Annotated in this window: 22 protein-coding genes and 1 pseudogene; 7 read left to right on the plus strand and 16 right to left on the minus strand. The window is 72.8% G+C overall.

Translation table 11 applies throughout. From position 1 onward, the window contains the following. Nucleotides 1–92: 92 nt before the first annotated feature. Nucleotides 93–761 (minus strand): chaplin, encoded by a 669-nt coding sequence (locus tag ACTWP8_RS05150; protein ID WP_443320942.1) that lies wholly within the window; start codon nt 759–761, stop codon nt 93–95. Nucleotides 762–1,041: 280 nt separating this feature from the next. Here ACTWP8_RS05150 and ACTWP8_RS05155 point away from each other — a divergent pair, with 280 nt between their 5' ends. Next, on the plus strand, nt 1,042–1,233 hold the full coding sequence (locus ACTWP8_RS05155) for a hypothetical protein (RefSeq protein ID WP_443320943.1): 192 nt from the start codon (nt 1,042–1,044) through the stop codon (nt 1,231–1,233). Between the two features lie 82 nt (nt 1,234–1,315). On the opposite strand, the gene ACTWP8_RS05160 is transcribed toward ACTWP8_RS05155, so the two are convergent. From ACTWP8_RS05160 to ACTWP8_RS05170, 3 genes and pseudogenes are all read right to left on the minus strand, one after another. Next, on the minus strand, nt 1,316–1,708 hold the full coding sequence (locus ACTWP8_RS05160; RefSeq protein ID WP_443320944.1) for a hypothetical protein: 393 nt from the start codon (nt 1,706–1,708) through the stop codon (nt 1,316–1,318). 38 nt (nt 1,709–1,746) lie between these two features. Beyond that, entirely contained in the window at nt 1,747–2,553 is an 807-nt protein-coding gene (locus ACTWP8_RS05165; protein ID WP_443320945.1) for an ANTAR domain-containing response regulator, read from the minus strand. Between the two features lie 90 nt (nt 2,554–2,643). Then, nucleotides 2,644–2,969: pseudogene (locus ACTWP8_RS05170) on the minus strand (GNAT family N-acetyltransferase). Between the two features lie 298 nt (nt 2,970–3,267). On the opposite strand from ACTWP8_RS05170, the gene ACTWP8_RS05175 reads away from it, so the two are divergent. After that, nucleotides 3,268–4,317, plus strand: coding sequence for a phosphatidylinositol-specific phospholipase C domain-containing protein (locus ACTWP8_RS05175; protein ID WP_443320946.1), 1,050 nt, complete (start codon nt 3,268–3,270; stop codon nt 4,315–4,317). Nucleotides 4,318–4,510: 193 nt separating this feature from the next. Continuing rightward, nucleotides 4,511–6,094 (plus strand): apolipoprotein N-acyltransferase, encoded by a 1,584-nt coding sequence (gene lnt, locus ACTWP8_RS05180; RefSeq protein WP_443320981.1) that lies wholly within the window; start codon nt 4,511–4,513, stop codon nt 6,092–6,094. Here the strand turns inward: lnt and ACTWP8_RS05185 are convergent. Further along, nucleotides 6,018–6,923 carry a Gfo/Idh/MocA family protein gene (locus ACTWP8_RS05185; RefSeq protein ID WP_443320947.1) on the minus strand — a complete coding sequence of 302 codons (906 nt, stop codon included), beginning with the start codon at nt 6,921–6,923 and terminating at the stop codon, nt 6,018–6,020. The genes lnt and ACTWP8_RS05185 overlap by 77 nt on opposite strands. A 34-nt stretch (nt 6,924–6,957) precedes the next feature. Continuing rightward, complete coding sequence (locus tag ACTWP8_RS05190; RefSeq protein ID WP_443320948.1) at nt 6,958–8,193, minus strand: FAD-dependent monooxygenase; 1,236 nt, start codon at nt 8,191–8,193, stop codon at nt 6,958–6,960. Between the two features lie 79 nt (nt 8,194–8,272). On the opposite strand from ACTWP8_RS05190, the gene ACTWP8_RS05195 reads away from it, so the two are divergent. Further along, nucleotides 8,273–8,866 (plus strand): TetR/AcrR family transcriptional regulator, encoded by a 594-nt coding sequence (locus ACTWP8_RS05195; protein ID WP_443315237.1) that lies wholly within the window; start codon nt 8,273–8,275, stop codon nt 8,864–8,866. A gap of 146 nt (nt 8,867–9,012) precedes the next feature. Here the strand turns inward: ACTWP8_RS05195 and ACTWP8_RS05200 are convergent, their stop codons facing one another. The 6 genes from ACTWP8_RS05200 to ACTWP8_RS05225 all read right to left on the minus strand — a co-directional run bounded on the left by ACTWP8_RS05200 (nt 9,013) and on the right by ACTWP8_RS05225 (nt 13,299). Next, nucleotides 9,013–9,456: a hypothetical protein gene (locus ACTWP8_RS05200; RefSeq protein WP_443320982.1), complete on the minus strand. Its 444-nt coding sequence runs from the start codon at nt 9,454–9,456 to the stop codon at nt 9,013–9,015. A gap of 110 nt (nt 9,457–9,566) precedes the next feature. Continuing rightward, nucleotides 9,567–10,235: a uracil-DNA glycosylase gene (locus tag ACTWP8_RS05205; RefSeq protein WP_443320983.1), complete on the minus strand. Its 669-nt coding sequence runs from the start codon at nt 10,233–10,235 to the stop codon at nt 9,567–9,569. 127 nt (nt 10,236–10,362) lie between these two features. Then, nucleotides 10,363–11,124, minus strand: coding sequence for an SDR family oxidoreductase (locus tag ACTWP8_RS05210; RefSeq protein ID WP_443315238.1), 762 nt, complete (start codon nt 11,122–11,124; stop codon nt 10,363–10,365). Between the two features lie 17 nt (nt 11,125–11,141). Beyond that, the gene (fabG, locus tag ACTWP8_RS05215) at nt 11,142–11,903 is read right to left on the minus strand and encodes a 3-oxoacyl-ACP reductase FabG (RefSeq protein ID WP_443320949.1); all 762 of its coding nucleotides are present in this window, start codon (nt 11,901–11,903) and stop codon (nt 11,142–11,144) included. A 179-nt stretch (nt 11,904–12,082) separates the two neighbouring features. Then, complete coding sequence (locus ACTWP8_RS05220; RefSeq protein WP_443320950.1) at nt 12,083–12,478, minus strand: DUF3037 domain-containing protein; 396 nt, start codon at nt 12,476–12,478, stop codon at nt 12,083–12,085. Further along, complete coding sequence (locus tag ACTWP8_RS05225; RefSeq protein WP_443320951.1) at nt 12,475–13,299, minus strand: HipA family kinase; 825 nt, start codon at nt 13,297–13,299, stop codon at nt 12,475–12,477. Before ACTWP8_RS05225 ends, ACTWP8_RS05220 begins: the two co-directional genes overlap by 4 nt. A gap of 57 nt (nt 13,300–13,356) precedes the next feature. Between ACTWP8_RS05225 and ACTWP8_RS05230 the strand changes: the two genes are divergently transcribed. After that, nucleotides 13,357–15,576: a prolyl oligopeptidase family serine peptidase gene (locus ACTWP8_RS05230; protein ID WP_443320952.1), complete on the plus strand. Its 2,220-nt coding sequence runs from the start codon at nt 13,357–13,359 to the stop codon at nt 15,574–15,576. Between the two features lie 81 nt (nt 15,577–15,657). Then, nucleotides 15,658–16,140, plus strand: a complete 483-nt coding sequence (locus ACTWP8_RS05235; protein WP_443320953.1) for a Rieske (2Fe-2S) protein — start codon at nt 15,658–15,660, stop codon at nt 16,138–16,140. A gap of 72 nt (nt 16,141–16,212) precedes the next feature. Here ACTWP8_RS05235 and ACTWP8_RS05240 read toward each other — a convergent pair whose 3' ends face one another. Further along, entirely contained in the window at nt 16,213–16,857 is a 645-nt protein-coding gene (locus tag ACTWP8_RS05240) for a cysteine hydrolase (RefSeq protein WP_443320954.1), read from the minus strand. Nucleotides 16,858–17,008: 151 nt separating this feature from the next. Between ACTWP8_RS05240 and ACTWP8_RS05245 the strand changes: the two genes are divergently transcribed. Beyond that, nucleotides 17,009–17,476, plus strand: a complete 468-nt coding sequence (locus ACTWP8_RS05245) for a pyridoxamine 5'-phosphate oxidase family protein (RefSeq protein ID WP_443320955.1) — start codon at nt 17,009–17,011, stop codon at nt 17,474–17,476. Nucleotides 17,477–17,540: 64 nt separating this feature from the next. On the opposite strand, the gene ACTWP8_RS05250 is transcribed toward ACTWP8_RS05245, so the two are convergent. From ACTWP8_RS05250 to ACTWP8_RS05260, 3 genes are all read right to left on the minus strand, one after another. Beyond that, entirely contained in the window at nt 17,541–18,446 is a 906-nt protein-coding gene (locus ACTWP8_RS05250; RefSeq protein WP_443320956.1) for a LysR family transcriptional regulator, read from the minus strand. 126 nt (nt 18,447–18,572) lie between these two features. Then, nucleotides 18,573–19,688 (minus strand): GNAT family N-acetyltransferase, encoded by a 1,116-nt coding sequence (locus ACTWP8_RS05255; protein ID WP_443320984.1) that lies wholly within the window; start codon nt 19,686–19,688, stop codon nt 18,573–18,575. After that, nucleotides 19,681–21,003, minus strand: a complete 1,323-nt coding sequence (locus tag ACTWP8_RS05260) for an ATP-grasp domain-containing protein (protein WP_443320957.1) — start codon at nt 21,001–21,003, stop codon at nt 19,681–19,683. The genes ACTWP8_RS05255 and ACTWP8_RS05260 overlap by 8 nt, the downstream gene beginning before the upstream one ends. Nucleotides 21,004–21,061: the final 58 nt, after the last annotated feature.

Raw genomic sequence — 21,061 nt, forward strand, 5'->3', positions numbered from 1 at the left:
CAGCGTGGCACGGCGGCGCGGTGGCGCCCCCGCCACCGAGGGGGGAGACGGTGACGGGGGCGCGGTTCGGGGAGGCGTGGGGATGGGGCGTTTCAGTGCTGCGCCGGGCGGAACCTGCGGTAGAGCAGGGCGCCGCCCAGCAGCAGTCCGGCGCTCGCCGGGACGACGTAGCCCGGCACGCCCGCGCCGGTCTGGGCCAGGGTCTCGGTCTCCGTCGGCGCGATGGCGTGGACGCCGGCCGTCCGCGGCGGCACCGGCTTGTCCGCCGTCGGAGGCTGCGGGGTACGGGGCTCGTGGGGACGGTCCCCGGAGCCGTTCGAGGAGGAGTTGCCGACGGCCGCGTTGCCGATGCCGCCGACGTTGACCGAGTTGCCCGTGACGTTGACCGGGACGTCCACCGGCAACTGCACGGTGTTGCCCGATGCGATGCCCGGGGAACCCCTTCCTCGCGCGTGAGCGGTGGCGCCGACCGGTGCCGAGGAGTGCGAGCCCTCCCCGTAGTCGCCGCCGTGGCCGCGCGAGTCGTTGACGCAGCGGTTGCCGGCCGCGGGGTTGAGCAGACCCACGGCGTTGACGGTGTTCCCGCACACATTGACCGGGACGTGGACCGGGGCCTGCACGGTGTTGCCCGAAACCACTCCCGGTGACCTGGCTGCGGTGCCCCCGGCACCCGCGTCGGCGTGCGCGTACCCCGCGGCCGCGGCCAGCACGCCGCCCGTGGCCACCGCGGTGACCAGGCCATTTCTGGCGACCCGTCTCATGCGTTTCCTGCCTTCCAGTGATACCCGCGGGACACACGCCCGCACCGAAGACAACGCGGCACGGCCATACGGGTTATGGCTCATATGCCTTTCACCCCATCGAGTGGACGGCTTATCGACCTGACGCTCGATCGGTGCCGAATCGGGTCGGTGAGCGACACGTTCGCCCGCCGGCCAAGGGGAGTTGGGCCGCACGGATCCAGCGGACAGCGCCTCCCATGGAGTGTCATGTCCCCGTTCATCGAGGGCTGACCATCCCATGGCTGAGGCGGGAGTTGCTGTGCGCCTATTGCGGGCGGTATGCGGGGCGGCGGCGGTCGTGGTGGCCGTGCCGCTGGCCGGTGACCCCGAGCCGGAGTGGGAGGTCTCGGTCGCCGTCCCCGCCTCCGACCGGCTCGGGCCCGCCGCGCACGAGCTGCTCTCCTACCTCCGCGACCCCTGCCTGCCCGGCGGCTGCCAAGCCCCTCGATAGTCCCGACCGGCGGTTCCCGCGGGCGAGTTGACGACGGCGTGGTGCCCCCGGACGGTCACAAGCGCACCGTGGCCCCGTTCGGTCACGACGGTACGGTGACCCGGCTGCGGAGCCTCAGCCGGACCTGGACCTCCTGGTCACCGGGCACGACGTGGCCCTCCTCCTCGACCCTGAACGAGCGGGAGAGCGCCTCCTCCAGCTGCCGTACGGGCCGGTGACAGCCGAAGAGGTCGGCCGTGACCGGTCCTCCGAGGACCGCCGGCTCCCCTGCCGGGCCCGAGGTGCGTACGTCATAGGTACTGATCCACACCATCGGGTTGGCCAGCAGCGGAGGCCGCTCGCAGTGCGCTCCGGTCTCCCGGTCGACGGCCGCGGGGAACGCCGCCCCCAGGACGTCGAACACGGAGTCCGCGTCCTGCGGGGAGCAGTCGGTGAGATGGACACTGACGTGGGCCGAGTGCTGCAGGGTGGTCATCGCGGGTGCTCCTTGGGGTGCCGGCGCTGAGGCCGACGCTAGGAGAGAGTGCGGGCCGGCGCGCGACGGGCGGCGCGTCCGTGTCCGTTCCACGGCTCGGCCGCGGCGCCGGCCTCGCTCTCCAGCTGCTCGGCCAGGCGGAGGAGCTGGGCCTCGGCGCCGCGCCCCCGGGTACGGACCAGGGCCTCGGCGAGGTCGGACAGCTTGCGGTTGGTGCGCTGCGACAGGCGGCGCAGCAGGGTCATCGCCCGCTCCACGTCGCACTCCAGCACGTACATGACGATGCCGCAGGCCTGGTCGACGACGGGGCGGGTGCGCAGTGCGGTGTCGAGCTGGTCCACCTCGGCGAGGACCTCGCGGTACTGGCGCTCGCGCAGCAGTCCCGTGGTGGCGAGGTCGCCGAGGAGGGCGGTCGCGCCGTATGCGGCGTTCTGCAGGAAGCCGGGGCGGAACCCGTAGACCGTGAGGGTCACGGTCAGGGACTGGCGGCGGAACGGCAGGGTCATGCTGGAGCGGACGCCCGTGTCCAGGGCCCTCGCCCGGTAGCTGGGCCACCGGTTGTCGTGCAGCAGGTCGTCCGCGGCGGACGGGAGGCCGGTGGCCAGGGCCGAGGGGATCGGGCCCTCGCCCGACTCCCACTGCACGGAGACCAGCGGAGCCAGGTCGGGGTGGGTGACGGCGGTCGTGGGTGGTTCGCCGCGGTCGGTCCCGTCGGGGGCGATGACCGTGGCGGTGGCTCCGCAGCAGGCCGGATTGCATGAGGCCGCCTGCTCCACGAGCTCCGCGAGGCCGCCGTCCGGCGGCCCCGTCTCGCGGTCGAGCGGAATGTTCCGGTACTCCGGCATTGAGTAGCTTCCTCGATCGGTTCCCTCCACACCGATCGTCTGCCCACCGGAGAACGCTGTCAACGTCATCCCTGGGCGGCGCGGTCGCCGTCAGAGGCGGCGGTACATGATGTGCAGCCCGACGTAACCCTTCTCGGCGGAGCCCCTCGGGCAGCGTCCCGACGATCTCGAAGCCGAGTCTGCCCGGAGTGCTCGGGGGCGACCATGAAGCCGGCGCCCGCGATGTGGGACGCCGGTCCCAGGTGGTTGGGGTTCATCTTGGCCGAGCCGAGGACGGTCCCTTCGTCGTCGACGGCGACGACCGTGTGCCCCGGGGGCTCCAGGAGCCACCACTCCCGGCCCTCCTCCTCGCCGAGGTCGCGAGGGTAGGTGCAGGTCTCGCCCGCAGCGACGATCCGGTGGCAGAACGGCCAGATCGTGGGCCAGTCGTCGGCGGTGGCGGCTCTGGCTCCAGGCGAAACCGGGCCCCGACACGGAGATGACGGGCGGTGACGTCCGGCTGAGCGGGCGCGCCGTCGACAGCCCGCCCCGCGAGGACACATGACGGTTTCCCGGGCGTGCCGCACAGCTCGGCACCCAGGGCGTGCCGCACCGCACGGCGCGCGCTTGTCGGTCCTCCGTCCACCTCCGATTCCCTCCGCGGTCGCCTCATTGCGGCCCAACTCCCTTACGCTGCTGCCACTTTCACCACCCCCCACACGAAGGTGGCATCGCATGCGCACAATCCGCCCCGCCGGTACGGCCGTGGCCCTGGTGTCCGCGGCCGCTCTGCTCGCCGGAGCCGCGCCGGCCGGCGCAGGGACCTCGGACACCGGAGCCCTCCCGTACTCCGGATCCACGTCGGTCGGCGTGCACAACGCCTACGAGAAGGCCAAGTACCCGTACTTCGCCGACGCGCTGGACTCCGGCGCCGGGCTCCTGGAGCTCGACGTGTGGACCAACGGGCTGAGCAAGCGCTGGCGGGTCTCGCACAACAACCCGGTGGGCAGCGACAACAACTGCGAGAACGCCGCGTCCCCGGCCGAACTGCGCACCAAGCCGCGCAACCAGAGCCTGGACGGCTGCCTCTCCGACATCAGGGCCTGGCACGACGCCCACCCCGGCCACCGCCCCGTCCTGCTGAAGATCGAGCTGAAGGACGGCTTCAACGACCGGGGCGGTCTCGGCCCCGACGAGTTCGACGCCCTGGTCGGCGAGAAGCTGGGCGACGCGCTGTTCCGCCCCTCCGACCTCCTCGGCGGCTACGCCACTCTCGACGAGGCGGTGCGGGCGGGCGGCTGGCCGGCCAGGTCCGCACTCGCGGGCACGTTCCTGATCGAGCTGATCCCCGGCACCGTCGAGGAGAGCAACCCGTTCGACACGCTGTGGACCGACCGCGAGTACGCGGGGCACCTGCGGAAGCTGGCAGCGTCCGGGAGCCTGAGCCGGGCCACCGCCTTCCCGGCCGTCCACGGGGCCGCGGCGGCCGACCCGCGGTCCCGGTACGCGGACCCGGCGATCCGCCCCTGGTTCGTCGTCTTCGACGGCGACGCGTCGACGTACGTCACGGACACCGCTATCGACACGGCCTGGTACGACCGGCGCCACTACCTGCTGATCATGACCGACGCGCACGGGGTCTCCCCCGCCATCGACGCCGTCGGCCCCCCGGAGGCCGACGCGCGCGCCCGCGTCGCCGCCCTCGCCGCCGACCACGGCAGCATCGTCACAAGCGACTGGTACCCGCTGCCACAGGTTCTCGCCACGGTGCTGCCCCGCGGCTGAACCTCCGCCGGATCCCGGTCAGGCAGCGGAAGCGGCGGCCGGCCGTGAGCCCTGCATCCGCGGCCGCCACCGGCTCGGCCCACGCCGTCTGTCGCCCCTCGTCGCGCTCCATCACACTGGTCGCACTCCCCCAACTACCGTTGGGCGGTGCCCCCTGGCCACAGGGCCAGGACGAGGGAGGCGCGGCATGGTGATGTCGGTCGACCGGTGGCGGCGCGTGCTCGCCTCGCCGTGGCAGCGGGGCGCTGCGGCGGCCGCCGCGGGCGCCCTGCCCGCGCTGGCCTTCCCCGAGCCGTCGCTGTGGTGGTTCGCGTACGCCGCCCTGGTGCCGTGGCTGCTCCTCATCCGCTCCGCCCCGACCTGGCGCCGCGCCGCGTACGACGGCTGGCTCGGCGGGGCCGGCTTCATGGTGGCGGTGCACCACTGGCTGATGCCGAATCTGCATGTCTTCACGCTGGTCGTGGGCCTGCTGCTGGGCGTGCTCTGGGCGCCGTGGGGCCTGCTGGTCAGACGGCTGCTGGGCGGCGCGCCGAGCCTGCGCCGGGTGGCAGGCGCGCTGGTGCTGGTGCCGTCCGGCTGGCTGGCGGTGGAGCTGGTCAGATCCTGGGATCTCCTCGGCGGGCCGTGGGGACTGCTCGGCGCCAGCCAGTGGCAGGTCACGCCCGCGCTGCGGCTCGCCTCGCTCGGCGGCGTGTGGCTGGTCAGCCTTCTGATCGTGGTGCTCAACACGGCGTTTGCGATATGCGTCGCGCTGCCCACCGCCCGTACGGCCGCCGTGGCCGGCGGGCTGACGGTCGCCGTCGCGGGCAGCGCGGCATGGGCCTGGGCCCCGCTGCCCGACCGTACGGGCAGCGTGCGGATCGCCGTCGTCCAGCCCGGTGTCATACAGGGCGGGGTCGACGGCCAGGAGCGGCGCTTCGACCGGGAGGAGGCGCTGACCCGGCAGCTGGCCGGGCAGGCCGTGGACCTGGTCGTGTGGGGCGAGAGCAGCGTCAGCTCCGACCTGGGCCGCCGCCCCGACCTGCGGGACCGGCTGACCGCGCTGTCCCGCGAGGTGGGGGCGGACCTGCTGGTGAACGTGGATGCGCGGCGCTCCGAACGGCCCGGAATATTCAAGAGCTCGGTCCTCGTGGGCCCGGACGGGCCGACCGGGGCCCGCTACGACAAGATGCGCCTGGTGCCGTTCGGCGAGTACATCCCGTTCCGGTCCGTGCTCGGCTGGGCCACCTCGGTCGGCGAGGCGGCGGCGGAGGACCGCAGGCGGGGTACGGCACCGGTGGTGATGGACGTGCCGGGCGGGGGCGGGCTGCGGATCGGACCGCTGGTCTGCTTCGAGACGGCGTTCCCCGACATGAGCCGCCGGCTGGCGCGGGACGGCACGGAGGTGCTCGTCGCCCAGTCGGCCACCAGCACGTTCCAGCAGAGCTGGGCGCCCGGGCAGCACGCCTCGCTGGCCGCGCTGCGGGCCGCGGAGACCTGGCGGCCCATGGTGCACGCGACGCTGACCGGGGTCAGCGCGGTGCACGGCCCGCGCGGCGAGGCGGTGGGCGACCGGCTGGGCACGAGCAGCAGCACCGCCACGGTCTACGAGGTGCCGCTCGGCGGCGGCACCAGCCCGTACGTCCGGTTCGGCGACTGGGCGCTGTACGGGTCGCTGGCCGCGCTCGCCGCCTTCGGAGCTCTCGATGCGGCCCGGGCGTTCAGGCGGCCTGCTCCAGGGCCTCCCGCACCACCCGTTCACACAGCTCATGGGTCCGCAGGGCATCCTCGGCGCTGAGCACCTTCCCGGCCCGTACGGCGTCGAGGAACGCGAGGACGATCTGCTCGATGCCGCGCTGGCGGGCCACCGGGACCCAGTCGCCGCGGCGGCGCACCGTCGGCTGGCCCTTGTGGTCGATCACCTCGGCGAGGTTGACGACCTGCCGCTTGGTGTCCTGCCCCGAGACGTCGAGGATCTCCTCGGTGGACCCGCTCATCCGGTTCATGGTGCCGATGGCGGTGAAGCCGTAGCCGGAGAGCTGCAGCACGACGTGGTGCATCAGCCCGTCCCGCATCTTGGCGCGGACATCGACGTGCTCCACGGTGCCGGGCACCAGGAAGCGGAGCGTGTCGACGACGTGGATGAAGTCGTCGAGGACGAGGGTGCGCGGGTCCTCAGGGAGGCCCACCCGGTTCTTCTGCATCAGGATCAGGTCGCGGGGGTGCTCCAGGCACTGGGCGTAGCCGGGCGCGTAGCGGCGGTTGAAACCGACGGCGAGGCTGACCCGGCGCTCGTCGGCGAGCCGTACGAGCCGCTCGGAGTCGGCGTACTCGTAGGCGAGAGGCTTGTCGATGTACGTCGCGATCCCGGCCTCGAGGAGCCGGCCGGCGATCTCGGCGTGGGCGGTGGTGGCGGCGTGCACGAAGGCCGCGTCCGGGCGGGCCTCGATGAGCGAGTCGAGGCCTGTGTGGAGCCGCTCCCCGGGGATGTGGTGGGCCGCTCCGATCCGGTCGAGGGTGGCGCGGTTGCGGGTCTGCAGGTGCAGTTCCAGGCCGGGCTGGGTGCCCAGGACGGGCAGGTAAGCCTTCTGGGCGATCTCGCCGAGCCCGATGCAGCCGACCTTCACCGTGGGTCTCCTCAGTTGTGATCAGTTCTGAGCGTCAGTTCTGCGCGACGCGCGTGCTCTCCGCCTCCTGTGCCCCGGCAGCATACGTACCATGCGGCGGCCGCCAGTCGGCGATGCCGTCGAGGCCGCGCAGCGCGAGGCGGGGTCCGAAGAGGCCGACGGCGGCGAACAGCGCGGTGCGCAGGGCGAAGGCGGGCCGGGAGGACCAGGTGGTGAGCCTTCCGATCTGGCCGGACCGGCGTACGACGTCCGTAGTGCGGGCCAGCCGCTGGTCGGTGTACGCGGCGAGAGCCGCCGCCACGTCGCCGTCCGGAGACGCGAGCAGGCTGAGCACGACGGCGTCCTCGATGGCCTGGCAGCCGCCCTGGCCGAGGTTGGGGGTCATGGGATGGGCGGCGTCGCCGAGGAGAGCGACGCGGCCGCGGTGGTGGGCGGGCAGCGGCGCGGCCGCCGCGTACACGTCGTGGCGCAGCACCACGCCCGGCTCGGCGGCAGCCAGGACGGCGGGCACAGGGTGGTGCCAGTCGCCGAACCGCCGGAGCAGCTCCGCCTTCTCGTTGTCCGGAGCCTTCTCCCCGGGCGGTACGGCCGCGGTGGCGTAGGCGTAGACCCGGCCGTCATGGAGCGGGACCGTTCCCCACAGCGTGCCCCGCCCCCAGGTCTCGTGCGGCTGGAAGGGCTCCTCGAGCGGGGGGACAACGACCCGCCAGGCGGTGAACCCGGCGTAGCGGGGCTCGGGGTGGCCGGGGAAGAGGGCGCGCCGCACCGCGGAGTGGATGCCGTCCGCGGCGACGACCAGCTCGGCTTCGAGGTCCCCGGCGGGGGTGGTGACGCGGGCGGGGCGGCCAGGCGCGCCGGGGGTGCCCGGCACGCCGGGGTCCGCGAGTGCGGCCGGGGCCGCGGTCCGCAGGGCGCCTTCGGGCAGCCGGGCGGCGAGCAGTCCGGCCACGGCGGCGCGGTGGGCGACGACCACCGGGCCGCCGTACCGCTCGACGGCGGCGGCGCTGGTCGCGCGCGACAGCCAGCGGCCACTGGGCAGCCGCAGGCCGCCCTCGCCCTGCCAGAAGGACATGGCACGGACCTCGTCACCGGCGCCGATGACATCGAGGGCCCGGTGGGCGTTGGGGGCGAGCGCGATTCCGGCGCCGACCGGCTCCAGCGAGGCGGCCCGTTCGAGGACGGTGACGGACCAGCCGCCGCGATGCAGCCCCGCGGCGGCGGTGAGTCCGCCGATTCCTGCGCCGATCACCACGGCCCTTGGCTGTCCCATGGCTCCTCCCCCGACTCCTGGTACTACACCTGTAGTGAACACCGTACTACAGCCGTAGTGCCGACGGTAGATTGACGTCATGGAACCCAGCACGACCGGCACCTCCTCGCGCCTCGAACTGATCGCGGACACCGCCCTCGGCCTGCTCGCCGAGCGAGGGATGCGCGGACTCACCCACCGGGCGGTCGACGAGGCGGCGGGCCTGCCGGCCGGATCGACCTCGAACCACGCGCGGACCCGGGCCGCGCTGCTCGAAGCGGCAGTCCGGCGGCTGGCCGCACGGGAGGCGCAGGTGCTCACGCCGGAGGAGATGCCGGTGCCGGGCGGCGGATCCGGGGGGTTGACCGACGCTCTCGCCCTCGCCCTGCACCGGTATCTGACGCGGCATCGGCAGCTGGCCATCGCGCGCTACGAGCTGGCCCTGGAGGCGACCCGGCGGCCCGAGCTGCGCGAGATCTACGACAGTTCGGGCCGGGCCTTCCGCGAGCCGGCGGTCCAGCTCATGACGGCAGCCGGGTCCCGCGATCCCGAGCGGCACGCGCTGTCGCTGGTGGCCTGGTGCGACGGGATCATGTTTTCCTGCACAGCCGGCTCCTACCATGCCCGGACCCCCACGCTCCCGGAGCTGCGGGACGGCTTCGCGGAGCTGCTGCGCGGCATGCTGACCGGATGAGCCGTGGCTGACCGGATGAGCGGTGGGCGGGACCGGCTGTGCCGGAGCCGCCAGTCGGGACCATCGGTGCCCGAGCGAGAAGCCCCACAGCGTGGCGGAGCGTGGCGGGCCCCGGCGGCCCGCCGCGCTATCCCCGAGGGCGAGCGCTACGGCCGACGGCCGCCCAGCCGCAGTTCGAGGCGCGCGATGGCGGCCCGGATGCCGTCGCCGTAGTCGTCGTCGCCGAGCGCCGAGGAACGCTCCCGCGCCCGGTCCAGCTCCCGGCGGGCCGCCGCGGGCTGTCCCAGCTTCTCGTAGTCCGCCGCCAGGTTGAGGTGGAGCGAGGGGTAGAAGGCGCGCACCGCGAGGGCCTGGTGGTGCGCGGCGGCACGGACGTCGGTGAGGCTGTCGGCCGCACGCAGGGCGAGCACGTCCCACGCCAGTTCGTCGGCCGGGTCGTCCTGCGTGTCGGCCATGTAGTGCGCGAGCGTGCAGCGGTGGAGCGGATCGCCGTCCTCGCCGATCTCCTCCCACAGCGCGGCGAACCGGTTGCGGGCCTCGTCCCGGTCGCCGCCTCTGTGCAGCATGATCGCCTGGCCGATCCTCGTCATGACGGCGTCCTGGGACGCCTCACCCCGCCGCTCCTCCGCCACCGGACCTCCTGCGCTCGTCGCCGTGCTCTTCGCGATCTCCGTGATCTCCGTGATCTCCGTCGATGACGCTAGCCGAGGTCCGGGATCCGCCAGTCGACCGGCGCATGGCCCTGTGCCGCGATCGCCGCGTCGATCCGGCTGAACGGCCTGCTGCCGAAGAACTTCTTCGCGGACAGCGGCGACGGGTGGGCGCCCTCGACCACGGCGTGCCGCGCGGAGTCGATCAGCGGGAGCTTCTTCTTCGCGTAGTTCCCCCACAGCACGAAGACGGCCGGGTCGGGCCGGGAGGCGACCGCACGGATGACCGCGTCCGTGAACTTCTCCCAGCCCTTGCCCTTATGGGAGTTGGCCTCCCCCGCCCGGACCGTCAGCACCGCGTTGAGCAGCAGCACCCCCTGCTCCGCCCACGGCATCAGATAGCCGTTGTCGGGCACGGGGTGGCCCAGCTCGTCCCGCAGCTCCTTGTAGATGTTCCGAAGCGACGGCGGGGTCTTCACGCCCGGCCGGACCGAGAAGCACAGGCCGTGCCCCTGCCCCTCGCCGTGATAGGGGTCCTGCCCGAGGATCAGCACCTTCACCCGGTCGTACGGGGTCGCCTCCAGCGCTGCGAAGACCTCCGTCCGCGGCGGGTAGACCGGCCCGTTCGCCCGCTCCTTCTCGACGAACTCGGTGAGCTCCGCGAAGTAGGGCTTCTCCAGCTCCTCGCCGAGGACGCCGCGCCAGGACGCGGGCAGCATGTCGATCACGTCAACAACCTCCGGTGTGCGATCCGTTCTGCACCGCAGAACCTACCGGCGGCCACTGACAGGGCGGCTGCGCGGCCGGTCCCGCCCGGACGCGCAGCCGCACCGTCACGCAAACCGGTCAGGCGACCCCGGCGTTGAGGAGGATGCCGCCCTCGATAAGAAGCGTCTGGCCGGTGATCCAGCCCGCACGGTCCGAGAGCAGGAACTCCGCCGCGCCCCCGATGTCCGCGGGCACGCCGAGCCGCCCCAGAGGATAGGCGGCCGCGGCCTCCGCCTCGCGCCCCTCGTAGAGCGCCTCCGCGAACTTGGTCTTGACGACGGCCGGGGCGATGGCGTTGACCCGCACACCCGGCGCCATCTCGTGCGCGAGCTGGATGGTGAGGTTGATCATGGCGGCCTTGCTGACGCCGTACGCGCCGATGAAGGGCGAGGCGGAGACGCCGGAGATGGACGCGATGTTGACGATCGCGCCGCCGTTGTCCTTCTGCCACGCCTTCCACGTCTGCTGGGCGAAGCCCAGGGCCGAGATGACGTTGGTCTCGAAGACCTTGCGCGCCACCCCGAGGTCCAGCTCGGCGATCGGCCCGAAGACCGGGTTGGTGCCCGCGTTGTTGACGAGGTAGTCGACCCGGCCGAACTCCTCCATCGTCCGCTCGACGGCGGCCGCCTGGTGGGCCTCGTCGTGCGCCTTGCCCGCGATGCCGATCACCCGGTCGGCGCCGAGCTGCTCCACGGCCTCCTTGAGGGTGTCCTCGTTGCGACCGGTGATGGCCACCCGGTCGCCGCGGGCGACGAGCGCCTCGGCGATGCCGTATCCGATGCCGCGGCTCGCGCCCGTGACGAGCGCGACCTTCCCGCTGTTCTGAACCTGTGCAGTCATGTCCGTGTCCGTCCTGTTCAGTTGAGCGGGCCGCCGGCGACGTACATGACCTGGCCGGAGACGAAGCCCGCCTGCTCGCCCGTGAAGAAGGCGATGGCGTTGGCGACGTCCTCCGGCTTGCCCGCGCGCTGGACGGGGATCTGACTGGCGGCGGCTGCCTGGAACTCCTCGAAGTCCATGCCCACGCGGGCGGCGGTCGCGGCGGTCATGTCGGTGACGATGAAGCCGGGGGCCACGGCGTTGGCCGTGATGCCGAACTTGCCCAGCTCCTTGGCGAGGGTCTTGGTGAAGCCCTGCAGACCGGCCTTGGCGGCCGCGTAGTTGACCTGGCCGCGGTTGCCGAGCGCCGAGCTGCTCGACAGATTGACCACCCGGCCGAACCCGGCGTCCACCATGTGCTTCTGGCACGCGCGCGTGACCAGGAACGCGCCCTTGAGGTGCACGTTCATGACCGTGTCCCAGTCGGACTCGCTCATCTTGAACAGCAGGTTGTCACGCAGCACGCCCGCGTTGTTGACGAGGACCGTGGGCGCGCCCAGCTCCTCGACCACGCGCGCGACCGCGGCTTCGACCTGGGCACCGTCGGAGACGTCGCAGCCGACGGCGATGGCCTTGCCGCCCGCCGCCGTGATCTTCTCCACGGTCTCCTTGCAGGCCGCCTCGTCGAGGTCGAGTACGGCTACGGCGCGGCCTTCCTCGGCCAGGCGTACGGCGGTGGCGGCGCCGATGCCTCGGGCTCCGCCCGTCACGATCGCGACGCGCTGCTCGGTGGTGGACATGCGGGTTCTCCTCGGCTCGGGTGAAGTGAGCAACCGCTTAGTAGGTCGGTCGACGAAACGCTAGAAGCAGCGGCACCCGGTGTCAACGGCCCATACCCACCGACGGCGCATGTCACATGCGGTTCGGCGGTCCGCCGGCCCGGTGGACCGGGGCGTCCGGGACGCCCGCCCACACCGTGCTAGCGCACGAGCAGGTCGAGCAGCCGCTCCGCCTCGGCCTCCGGGTCGGTGGTCAGTCCCGTGTGCACCGGGCCCGGCTGGACGACCGTACTGCGCGGCGCGATCAACCAGCGGAAGCGCCGCCCCGCGTCTTCGCCGGCCGCCGCACCGGCCTCGTCCCCGCCGTGGCACAGGCCCTCGACGGCGTGCAGCGCGGCCCGTACGCCCGCCACGTCGGCCGACGGGTCCAGGGCCAGCAGGCGCTCCTCGTCGAGGTGGGTGCGAGCGATCACGGACGACCGCGCGCGGCAGTACACCACCACGCCCGCGTTGATCCGCTCGCCGCGCTCGACCCGCGGGACGACGCGCAGCACGGCGTACTCGAAGACATCGCGTCCCTTGTGGAGCCCGGTCACTTCGCGGCCTTTCCGTCGACCCGGACGCGCAGCCACTCCGGCGCCTGCGAGGGCTTCTCGGCGCGGCGCGGCCCGAGTGTGATCCGGGTGTGGATCGTGGCCGCGCGCTCCGCCAGCGCCTCGGCGTAGGCCCGGCGCACCGCGTCGGGACTGTCGAAGCCAGGCTCGTCGGTGAGCCACTCGTCGGGGACGTCGGCCACGGCCTCGGCCAGCAGGTCCTCGGTGACCTGCGGTGCCAGTTCGGTGGCAGCGGCGTCGACGTCGGGGCCGAAGGAGGCCAGCACGTGGTCGGAGGCGTCGTACGGCTTGGCGGCCGCGGTGCGGGCGGTCGGCCAGTTGTGGTGCCAGATCATGCTGGCGCCGTGGTCGATGAGCCAGAGCTCCCCGTGCCAGACCAGCAGGTTGGGGTTGCGCCACGAGCGGTCGACATTGTTGATCAGCGCGTCGAACCAGATCACGCGCCCCGCCTCCGCGGAGCCGACCTCGAAGGCGAGAGGGTCGAAGCCGAGCGAGCCGGGGAGGTAGTCCATCCCGAGGTTGAGGCCGCCGCTGGCCCTCAGCAGCTCCTGCACCTCCTGGTCGGGCTCGCCGAGGCCGATGACCGGGTCGAGCTGGATCTGTACGAGGTCGGGCACGCGCAGCCCGAGACGGCGGCCGAGCCGACCGCAGATCACTTCGGCCACGAGGGTCTTGCGGCCCTGGCCCGCGCCGGTGAACTTCATGACGTAGGTGCCGAGATCGTCGGCCTCGACGATGCCCGGCAGCGAACCGCCCTCCCGCAAGGGCGTGACATAGCGGGTGGCGGTGACTTCGGGAAGCATTCCCCCAGGTTAGAGGGCGCTGTTCCCACGATCGGACAGGCCTGTCAGAGTCCCCGCATGGACGCAGCCACGGACACCGCCACGGACGCCGCCGAAGACTCCGCCCCGGATACCGCCGCTTTCCCGGAGAGCCCCGAGTTCCCCGAGTTCCCCCGCCAGTTGGCCCGCACCCGCCGCTTCTCCCTCGGAGTCCCCCGGCAGTTCACCGTCTCCCCCGACGGCCGCCGGGTGCTCTTCCTGCGGACCGGCGGCGGCTCCGACCCGGTGAGCCGGCTGTGGCTCAGGGAGGAGGACGGCGCGGAGCGGGTCCTCGCCGAACCGCCCGGCCCGCGCTCCGCCCGCGACGGCGTACCGGAAGAGGAGCGGTTCCTGCGCGAGCGGGCGAGGGAGCAGGCCGAGGGCGTGGTGGCGTACGCGACCGACCCGGGGATGCGCATCGCCGCCTTCGCGCTGGGCGGTGCGCTCTGGGTGGTACGGACGGATGGCGGCGCGCCGTTCGCGGTCCGCACGCCGGGTCCTGTGGTCGGTCCGCGCCCGTCCCCCGACGGCCGGTCGGTCGCCTATGTCACGGCGGGCGCGCTGCACGTGGTGGACCTCGAGGGGAACGACCGGCTGCTCGCCGCCCCTGAAGGCCCCGAGGTGACGTACGGGCTGCCGGATTACGTGGCGGCCGAGTCCGGGCGGCTGCGCGGATTCTGGTGGGCGCCCGACGGCACCGCGCTGCTCGCCGCCCGCGTCGACACCTCGCAGGTCCAGCGGTGGTATATCGCCGATCCGGCCAATCCGCACCTGCCGCCGCGCTCGGTCCCGTACCCGGCGGCGGGCACCCCCAATGCGGACGTCTCGCTGCACGTCCTCTCCCTCGAGGAGCGCAGGACCGCCGTGGAAGTGGGATGGGACCGGGCGGCCTTCGAGTACCTCGCCGGCGCCCACTGGGACGCCCACGGTCCGCTGGTCACAGTGCAGAGCCGCGATCAGCGGACCGTACGCGTCCTCGCGGCGGACCCGGCCTCCGGGGCGACGCGGCTCCTCCACGAGCAGCGGGATGCGGCCTGGGTGGAGCCGATGCCCGGGACCCCGGCCCGTACGGCGTCCGGCGCCCTCGTGCACGCGGAGGAGCGGGACGGCACTCGGGAGCTGCGCATCGGCGCGGAGGTCCGCACCCCGCCCGGGCTCCAGGTGCGCGAGGTGCTCGCCGTCGAGGGCGAGCGCGTGCTGTTCACGGCGAGCGACGAGCCCACCGAGACGCACGTGTGGTCGTACGAGCCCGGGGACGGCTGCGTCCGGCTCAGTGAAGGCCCCGGCCTGCACACTGCCGCGGCCGGCGGCGGCACGGTCGTCCTGGACAGCCGTACGCCCGGCGGCCACCGCACGACCGTGCTCCGCGGGGGGCGCCCGCATCAGCGGCCGGCGCCGCGGGCGGACGGCGACGGCATCGGCTCGCTCGCCGAGGAGCCCGCCGTCACCCCGCGGCCCGCCTTCCTGAGCCTGGGCGACCGCGGCCTGCGCAGCGCCCTGTATCTGCCCTCCTGGTACGAGCCCGGGTCCGGGAAGCTGCCGGTGCTGCTCGACCCGTACGGCGGCCCGGCCATGCAGGTCGTCGTCCGCGCCCGCACCTGGTTCTCGTGCGTGTCGCAGTGGTTCGCCGAGCAGGGCTTCGCCGTGCTGGTGGCCGACGGGCGCGGTACGCCGGGCCGGGGCCCCGACTGGGAGAAGGCGGTGCGCGGCGACGCCCTCGGCCCCGCCCTTGAGGACCAGGTCGAGGCGCTGCACGCGGCAGCGGACCGGTTCCGGGACCTGGATCTGGCCCGTGTGGGGATCCGCGGCTGGTCGTACGGCGGCTATCTCGCGGCGGGCGCGGTGCTGCGCCGCCCCGACGTCTTCCACGCGGCGGTCGCGGGCGCGGCCCCGGCCGACCCGTGGCTGTACGAGACCCATTGGAAGGAGCGCTACCTGGGCCACCCGGATGAGGAGCCGGAGAACTACGAGCGGTCCTCTCTGATCGCGGACGCGCCCCGGCTCAGCCGACCGCTGCTGCTCGTCCACGGCCTGGCGGACGACAACGTCGTCGTGGCGCACAGCCTGCGGCTGTCCGCTGCGCTGCTGGCCGCGGGCCGACCGCACTCCGTACTGCCGCTGCCCGGGATCTCGCACCTGGTGGCCCGGGAGGATGTGACCGAGAATCTCCTCCTCTTCCAGATCAATTTCTTACGGAAGTCGCTCGGAATCGAAAGCCATCTGAACACCGGAGCGCCGCCCTCCGTACAGATCGACTGAACCGGTCGTACGGTGGCACGTGGGCCGGATCAGGGAAGACGCCCAGCAGCGAAGCCCAGCAGCAAAGGGGACGTAAGCACCATGACGGGAACTCAGGGGACGGGGCGGTCCACGAGCCGCCGCACCGTGGTCGCCGCGGCCGGCGCCACCTGTCTCGCCGCCGCGCTCGCCGCGTGCGGCGACTCGGGCGAGGACTCCGGCGGCGACGCGCAGCAGCAGCCGTCCGGGGGCGACGCCTCCGCGCCCGAGTCCGGCGGAAGCAGCGGGGGCGGCGGAGGCGCCGTACTCGGGCAGGCCGCCGACATCCCGGTGGGCGGCGGGAAGGTCTTCAAGGATCAGAAGGTCGTGGTGACGCAGCCGACGGAGGGCGAGTTCAAGGCGTACGCCGCCCTCTGCACCCACCAGGGCGCCCTGTTGAACGAGGTGACCGGTGGCACGATCAACTGCCCCCTGCACCACAGCCAGTTCGCCATCGCGGACGGCAGCGTGAAGAAGGGACCGGCCACGCAGCCGCTGCCCGGGGCGAAGGTCACCGTCGACGGCGACTCGATCAAGCTGGGCTGACCTCCGGGCCAGGCTGGAGCCCGGCCGGACCCCCGCACCTCGCGGGACCTCGCGCGACCTCGCGGGTTCCCCTCAGCGAGGTCGGTGTGGCCGCTTCCAGCAGGCCAGGACCTCGTCGGTCGCGGTGACCGTCGCGACCAGGGCGAGGGTGTGCCGGACCATCGCGGGCGTGTACTCGGGGGGTACGCCCGCGATGGCGTCGGCCGGCACCACGGCGGCGTAGCCGAGGTTGACCGCGTCGAAGACGGCATTGGGAATCGCCACGTTCGCCGACACCCCGGTGACGATGAGCGTGCGGCAGCCGAGGTTGCGGAGCAGGGCGTCCACGTCGGTTCCCGCGATCGGAGAGAGGCCGTGCAGGCGCCGTACGATCAGGTCCTCGTCCGCGACCGGGACGGGGTCCGCGATCCGCACGGCCGTCGAGCCGGACAGCTGCTGTACGGGCAGGCGCTCGGCGGCCCGGAAGAGGCGCGCGTTGCGGTTGGCGCCGCGCCCGTCGGGGCGGCGCTCGGCCACGGCGTGCAGCACCTGGACACCGGCGTCGTGGGCGGCGGCGACCAGCCGGGCGACGTTGGTGAGCGCGCCGGATGAGCGGGCCTCCTGGGCGAGCTCGGGCAGGGCGCTGTCGGGCCCGACCACGCCCCGCTGGCACTCCACGGTGAGCAGCGCGGCGGCCGCCGGTTCGAGCAGTTCGCCGAGCCGTTCCTGCGCACCCATACGTCTCCCCCTTGTCCGCCCTCATCCGCCCGTGTCGGCGTCCGTGTCCCCGCAGCGCGCGACGCTAGCCTCCATTGCGCTACGGCGGAAGACCACCCATGATTTCTTGACGTACCGTCAGAATGCTTGGGGACAGGGGAGGTGGACGGTTGTGGCCGTCACACAGCGCCGGGGCCGCCGGATCATGATGACCGGGGAGGAGCTGAACGCCTTCCTGGCCGGGCAGCGGACCTGCCGCGTGGCCACGGTGGACGAAGAGGGCAGGCCGCACGTCAGCCCGCTCTGGTTCGCCTGGGACGGCACGTCGCTGTGGCTGTACTCCATCACCCGCAGCCGCCGCTGGGCACAGCTGCGCAGCGATCCGCGCATCGCGGTGGTGGTCGACGACGGCCACGAGTACGGGGAGCTGCGGGGCGCCGAGCTGTCCGGCACCGGTGTCTTCGTGGGCGAGGCACCGCGCACCGGCGAGCCGTGCCCGGACCTGGAGGCCCCGGAGCGGCTGTTCGCGGCCAAGTACTTCGGGATGGACCGGATGCCGCACGACGGCAGCCACGCCTGGCTGCGCCTCACCCCGGACTCGGTCGCCTCCTGGGACTTCCGCAAGATCCCGCAGGGCTGAGGGAAGCGGACGGGGCTCAGCGGCGGGCGCGGACGGCGCCCAGGAGCGCAGGCGGCGGGGCCGCTCAGTCCTCCACGGTCAGCGCGGCCTTGCGCAACGCGTCCACGGCGGCCCGGATGGAGGGGCGGCGGTCCGCGTCCGCGCGCCACACGGCGTAGATGTGCCGCCGCATCGTGGACCTGACGGGTACCACACGCACCTTGTCGGGCACAGGACCGCGGCCCAGGCGTGGCGCGACGGTTACCCCGAACCCGGCACCGACCAGCGTCAGCTGCGTATGGTGCTCCTCCGCCGTGTGCGTGATGCGCGGCTCGACTCCCTTGCTGCGCAGGGTGAACATGAGCCAGTCGTGGCAGAACTCACCCTTCGGCCAGGAGATCCACTCGTCGTCCGCGAACTCCTCGAGATCGACCTCGGTCCGGTCGGCGAGCGGATGGTCGGCGGGCATGGCGACGTCCGCGGGGTCGTCGAGCAGGGGCGCCTTGGCGAGCCCGTCGGGCAGGGAGAGCGGTCTGTTGTACCAGTCGAGGACGACGGCCAGGTCGATGTCGCCCCGCACCAGACGCGGCAGCGACTCGTCGGGCTCGAGCTCCTGCAGCCGGACCCGCAGCTGCGGGTGGTCGGCGCGCAGGACGGCCATGGCTCCCGGGAAGAGGCCGCGCACGGAGGTGGGGAAGGCGCCGAGCAGCAACTCGCCCACCGCCTGCCCGCGGTGCGCCTCGAGGTCCGACTGGGCCAGCTCGACCTGGGAGATGATGCGCGACGCGTGCTCGGCGAGCAGCCGGCCGGCGTCGGTGAGCCGGATGCCGCGGCCGTTCTTGGCGAGCAGCTGCTGCCCCGCCTCGCGCTCCAGCTTGGCCAGCTGCTGCGAGACGGCCGAGGTCGTGACATGCAGCCCTTCGGCGGCGGCGCTGACCGAGCCGTGGCGCGCCACGGCATCCAGGGTGCGGAGGCGGTCGAGGTTCAACATGTAAGGGACTCTAAGCGATGACCCTCATGCGAACTCGCCTTTCCTACGAGGTTCCGCCGGGGTCGGCCCGCAGGCCTGCGCTCCGCTCCGGCGCCACGCTGGAGTTGATCGTGTTCGGCACGGCCGTCACCCGGGACCGAGGGGTGCCAGCCCGTCGAGGGCGGCCTTCGCCCGATCCGAGAGCGGCTTCAGGCTGAGGACCTGCGGCATGGCTTCGGTACCCCGCAGGAGCTTGGCCTCGTCCGCGCTGATGCCGTACTCGAGCACCGTCGTCTCCGGACTCGAGCAGCCGTACGCGATGGGCAGGTGGTAGCCCACTACGGAGTACATGGGCAGGCCGCGACCGATCTCGTAGTCGAATCCGGCATGGAATCCGTACAGCCGGTTCTCGTGGTGCAGCCACATGGTCATCGCGAAGACCCGTCCCCCGAGTTCCGCCGTGAACACCGAGGCCCGCAGGTTCTTGGCGATCGCCGTGAACCAGCTGGTGAGCTGCTCCGGAGAGGACAGTTGTCCGTACTTGCGCTCGAGGTTGTGGGCCAGCGCGGCGATCCGCTCCACGTTGGAGTCGTCGAGCGGAGTGTGGTCGGTCGTCACTCCCGCCTGCTCGAACTGGCGCAGCTCCTTCCGTATGCGGACCCTGCGGCGCGAGGGCAGGGCGGCCAGGTACGCGTCGTGGCTCGGGTGGTCGCAGTCGAAGATGTGCCGTGCGGGTGCCGGGAGTTCCAGGAATCCGGCCTCCCTCAGGTCCGAACGCAGCCCGCTGTCGGCCGCGTTGACGTAGGGGAAGAAGACCGAGGCGCTGCCCCACTCCTGCCCGGTGCTGATGGCCCGCGCGATGAGTTCGCGGCGCACCGTGGCGGCGGCTTCGGCCGGCGTACCGGGGGCGGTGAGGACGGTCGAGTTGAACCAGCCGCCGCACATCAGGGAGGGGAGCAGGCCGTCGGCCAGCTCGGCATCGGTCAGGCCGTCCGCCTCGGGAAGGGCGCGCACCATCTTGTCGACGCGGCAGGTGTCGTCATCGACCGTGAGGTCGAACTGCTGGAGGATGACTCCCGCGGTGAGGCGGTCGCCGTCGCCCGCGACGAGACACGCGTTGGCCGCGGGGACCCAGGGCCCGGAGGCATCCCGTTCCACGGCGAGCCACTGGGGGGTGCAGAACAGGTCGGCCGAGCCGCACAGATCGGCCCAGGGAGTCAGCTCCCCGGCTGTGGCGAGTGACAGCAGCCTGATGTCATGCATCGTCACTGCCCGGCTCCATCTGCAGGGCGTCGGCGAACCAGGCGTTGACCGAGGCCAGTTGTGTCCGGGCGGTCGCCTCGCTCGGCGCGCGTACGAGGGCCTTGGCCACGAGGAGGTGCGACCCCTGGCGCATGTCGCCGATGACGTCACCGGGCTCCGCCCACAACTGGCCCTGCACCACGCCGGGCCTGGCCTCGATGGCTTCGCGGGACGGCAGGCTCCGGATACGTCCCGGGGGCGCCGCGAGATTCGCCCATCCGAAGGAGTCCTTCAGGGGTTCGCGGACGCTCTGCGCGACGGGCGAGGGTACGTCAAGGACGGCCGCGGCCCACTCGTCGTAGAGATCTGTGCCGTGCTTGCCGCGGACGGCCTCCAGGATCATTCCACCGCCTATGCGCCCCGCGCACTCGCTGAAGGTCAGGGCGCCGTCGTCGTGGAAGGCCTCCAGGTGGAAGACGCCGTCGGCGTGGCCGAGGGCGGCGAGCACGCGCTCGGTCTGCCGGACGGCGCCGTCCACGAGTTCCCGCTCCGCGTCCTCGTCGAGCGTCGCGGAGGCGATGAGGCTGCCCTGGTGGACCTCGACGACGTTGTGCAGGTACCGGCTGACCGAGACGAGCAGCACGGCGCCGTCGCGTACCACGCCGTCGATGTGCAACTCCTCGCCCCGGACGAACCGTTCGACCAGCCAGGGGCCGGTGGCGGTGCCGACCTCTCGCGCGAAGGCGTCCAGCGCGCCGGCGCCGGCTCTCCCGTCCCTGACGTCCTCGTCCTTGACGGCCTCCCCGTCCCTGACGACGCGGGTGTGCTGGGAGCCTGCGCCGGCCGGCGGCTTGATCACGAATGGGGTGCCGACCTCACCGGACCGCACGGCTTCCGCGACCGCGCCGAGGTCGGGGAAGCGCGCGCACTCGGCGGTCGGGATGCCCGCCTGACGCACCAACCGCTTCTGAAAGGCCTTGTCGCGCAGAGACAGCGCACCGGAGACCGAAGTCACGCGCTCGCAGCCGAGGTTGCTGAGCACCGCGGCTGTGACGATCGCGAACTCGTCCTCGGAGCACGCGGTCCAGAACCCGTCAGGGGCAAGGCCCAGATGAGCCAGCGCCCCCAGCACATCCTCCGTATGCGTGTGGTCGCGGGCCACCGCCAACGTTCCCTCGAAGCCCTCTTCGGCCGGCTTGACGCGGTCGGACGACGAGACGACGCACGTCACCCGGGCGCCGAGTCTCTGCAGCGCCTCGACCGCTTCCCGCTGCCAGCCCAGGTAAAGGATGTCGAGATCAACGCTGTCCAGGCGTCGTGAGACCTTCTCGGTCACAGCGCCCCTCCCCCTTTGGAACTCATGCATGAGTTCAAGAATCAACTTCGCAGCGCGT

It is taken from the genome of Streptomyces sp. 7N604, assembly GCF_052245475.1.
GTDB lineage: Bacteria > Actinomycetota > Actinomycetes > Streptomycetales > Streptomycetaceae > Streptomyces.

Bases quoted from the DNA above. Each gene is read 5' to 3' on its own strand.
- ACTWP8_RS05230 (WP_443320952.1), top strand. From the start codon at position 13,357: ATGGACGCAGCCACGGACACCGCCACGGACGCCGCCGAAGACTCCGCC.
- fabG (WP_443320949.1), bottom strand. From the start codon at position 11,903: ATGTCCACCACCGAGCAGCGCGTCGCGATCGTGACGGGCGGAGCCCGA.
- ACTWP8_RS05190 (WP_443320948.1), bottom strand. From the start codon at position 8,193: ATGGGACAGCCAAGGGCCGTGGTGATCGGCGCAGGAATCGGCGGACTC.
- ACTWP8_RS05150 (WP_443320942.1), bottom strand. From the start codon at position 761: ATGAGACGGGTCGCCAGAAATGGCCTGGTCACCGCGGTGGCCACGGGC.
- ACTWP8_RS05240 (WP_443320954.1), bottom strand. From the start codon at position 16,857: ATGGGTGCGCAGGAACGGCTCGGCGAACTGCTCGAACCGGCGGCCGCC.
- ACTWP8_RS05165 (WP_443320945.1), bottom strand. From the start codon at position 2,553: ATGCCGGAGTACCGGAACATTCCGCTCGACCGCGAGACGGGGCCGCCG.
- ACTWP8_RS05250 (WP_443320956.1), bottom strand. From the start codon at position 18,446: ATGTTGAACCTCGACCGCCTCCGCACCCTGGATGCCGTGGCGCGCCAC.
- ACTWP8_RS05235 (WP_443320953.1), top strand. From the start codon at position 15,658: ATGACGGGAACTCAGGGGACGGGGCGGTCCACGAGCCGCCGCACCGTG.
- ACTWP8_RS05210 (WP_443315238.1), bottom strand. From the start codon at position 11,124: ATGACTGCACAGGTTCAGAACAGCGGGAAGGTCGCGCTCGTCACGGGC.
- ACTWP8_RS05160 (WP_443320944.1), bottom strand. From the start codon at position 1,708: ATGACCACCCTGCAGCACTCGGCCCACGTCAGTGTCCATCTCACCGAC.
- lnt (WP_443320981.1), top strand. From the start codon at position 4,511: ATGTCGGTCGACCGGTGGCGGCGCGTGCTCGCCTCGCCGTGGCAGCGG.
- ACTWP8_RS05175 (WP_443320946.1), top strand. From the start codon at position 3,268: ATGCGCACAATCCGCCCCGCCGGTACGGCCGTGGCCCTGGTGTCCGCG.
- ACTWP8_RS05225 (WP_443320951.1), bottom strand. From the start codon at position 13,299: ATGCTTCCCGAAGTCACCGCCACCCGCTATGTCACGCCCTTGCGGGAG.
- ACTWP8_RS05195 (WP_443315237.1), top strand. From the start codon at position 8,273: ATGGAACCCAGCACGACCGGCACCTCCTCGCGCCTCGAACTGATCGCG.
- ACTWP8_RS05255 (WP_443320984.1), bottom strand. From the start codon at position 19,688: ATGCATGACATCAGGCTGCTGTCACTCGCCACAGCCGGGGAGCTGACT.
- ACTWP8_RS05205 (WP_443320983.1), bottom strand. From the start codon at position 10,235: ATGCTGCCCGCGTCCTGGCGCGGCGTCCTCGGCGAGGAGCTGGAGAAG.
- ACTWP8_RS05200 (WP_443320982.1), bottom strand. From the start codon at position 9,456: ATGACGAGGATCGGCCAGGCGATCATGCTGCACAGAGGCGGCGACCGG.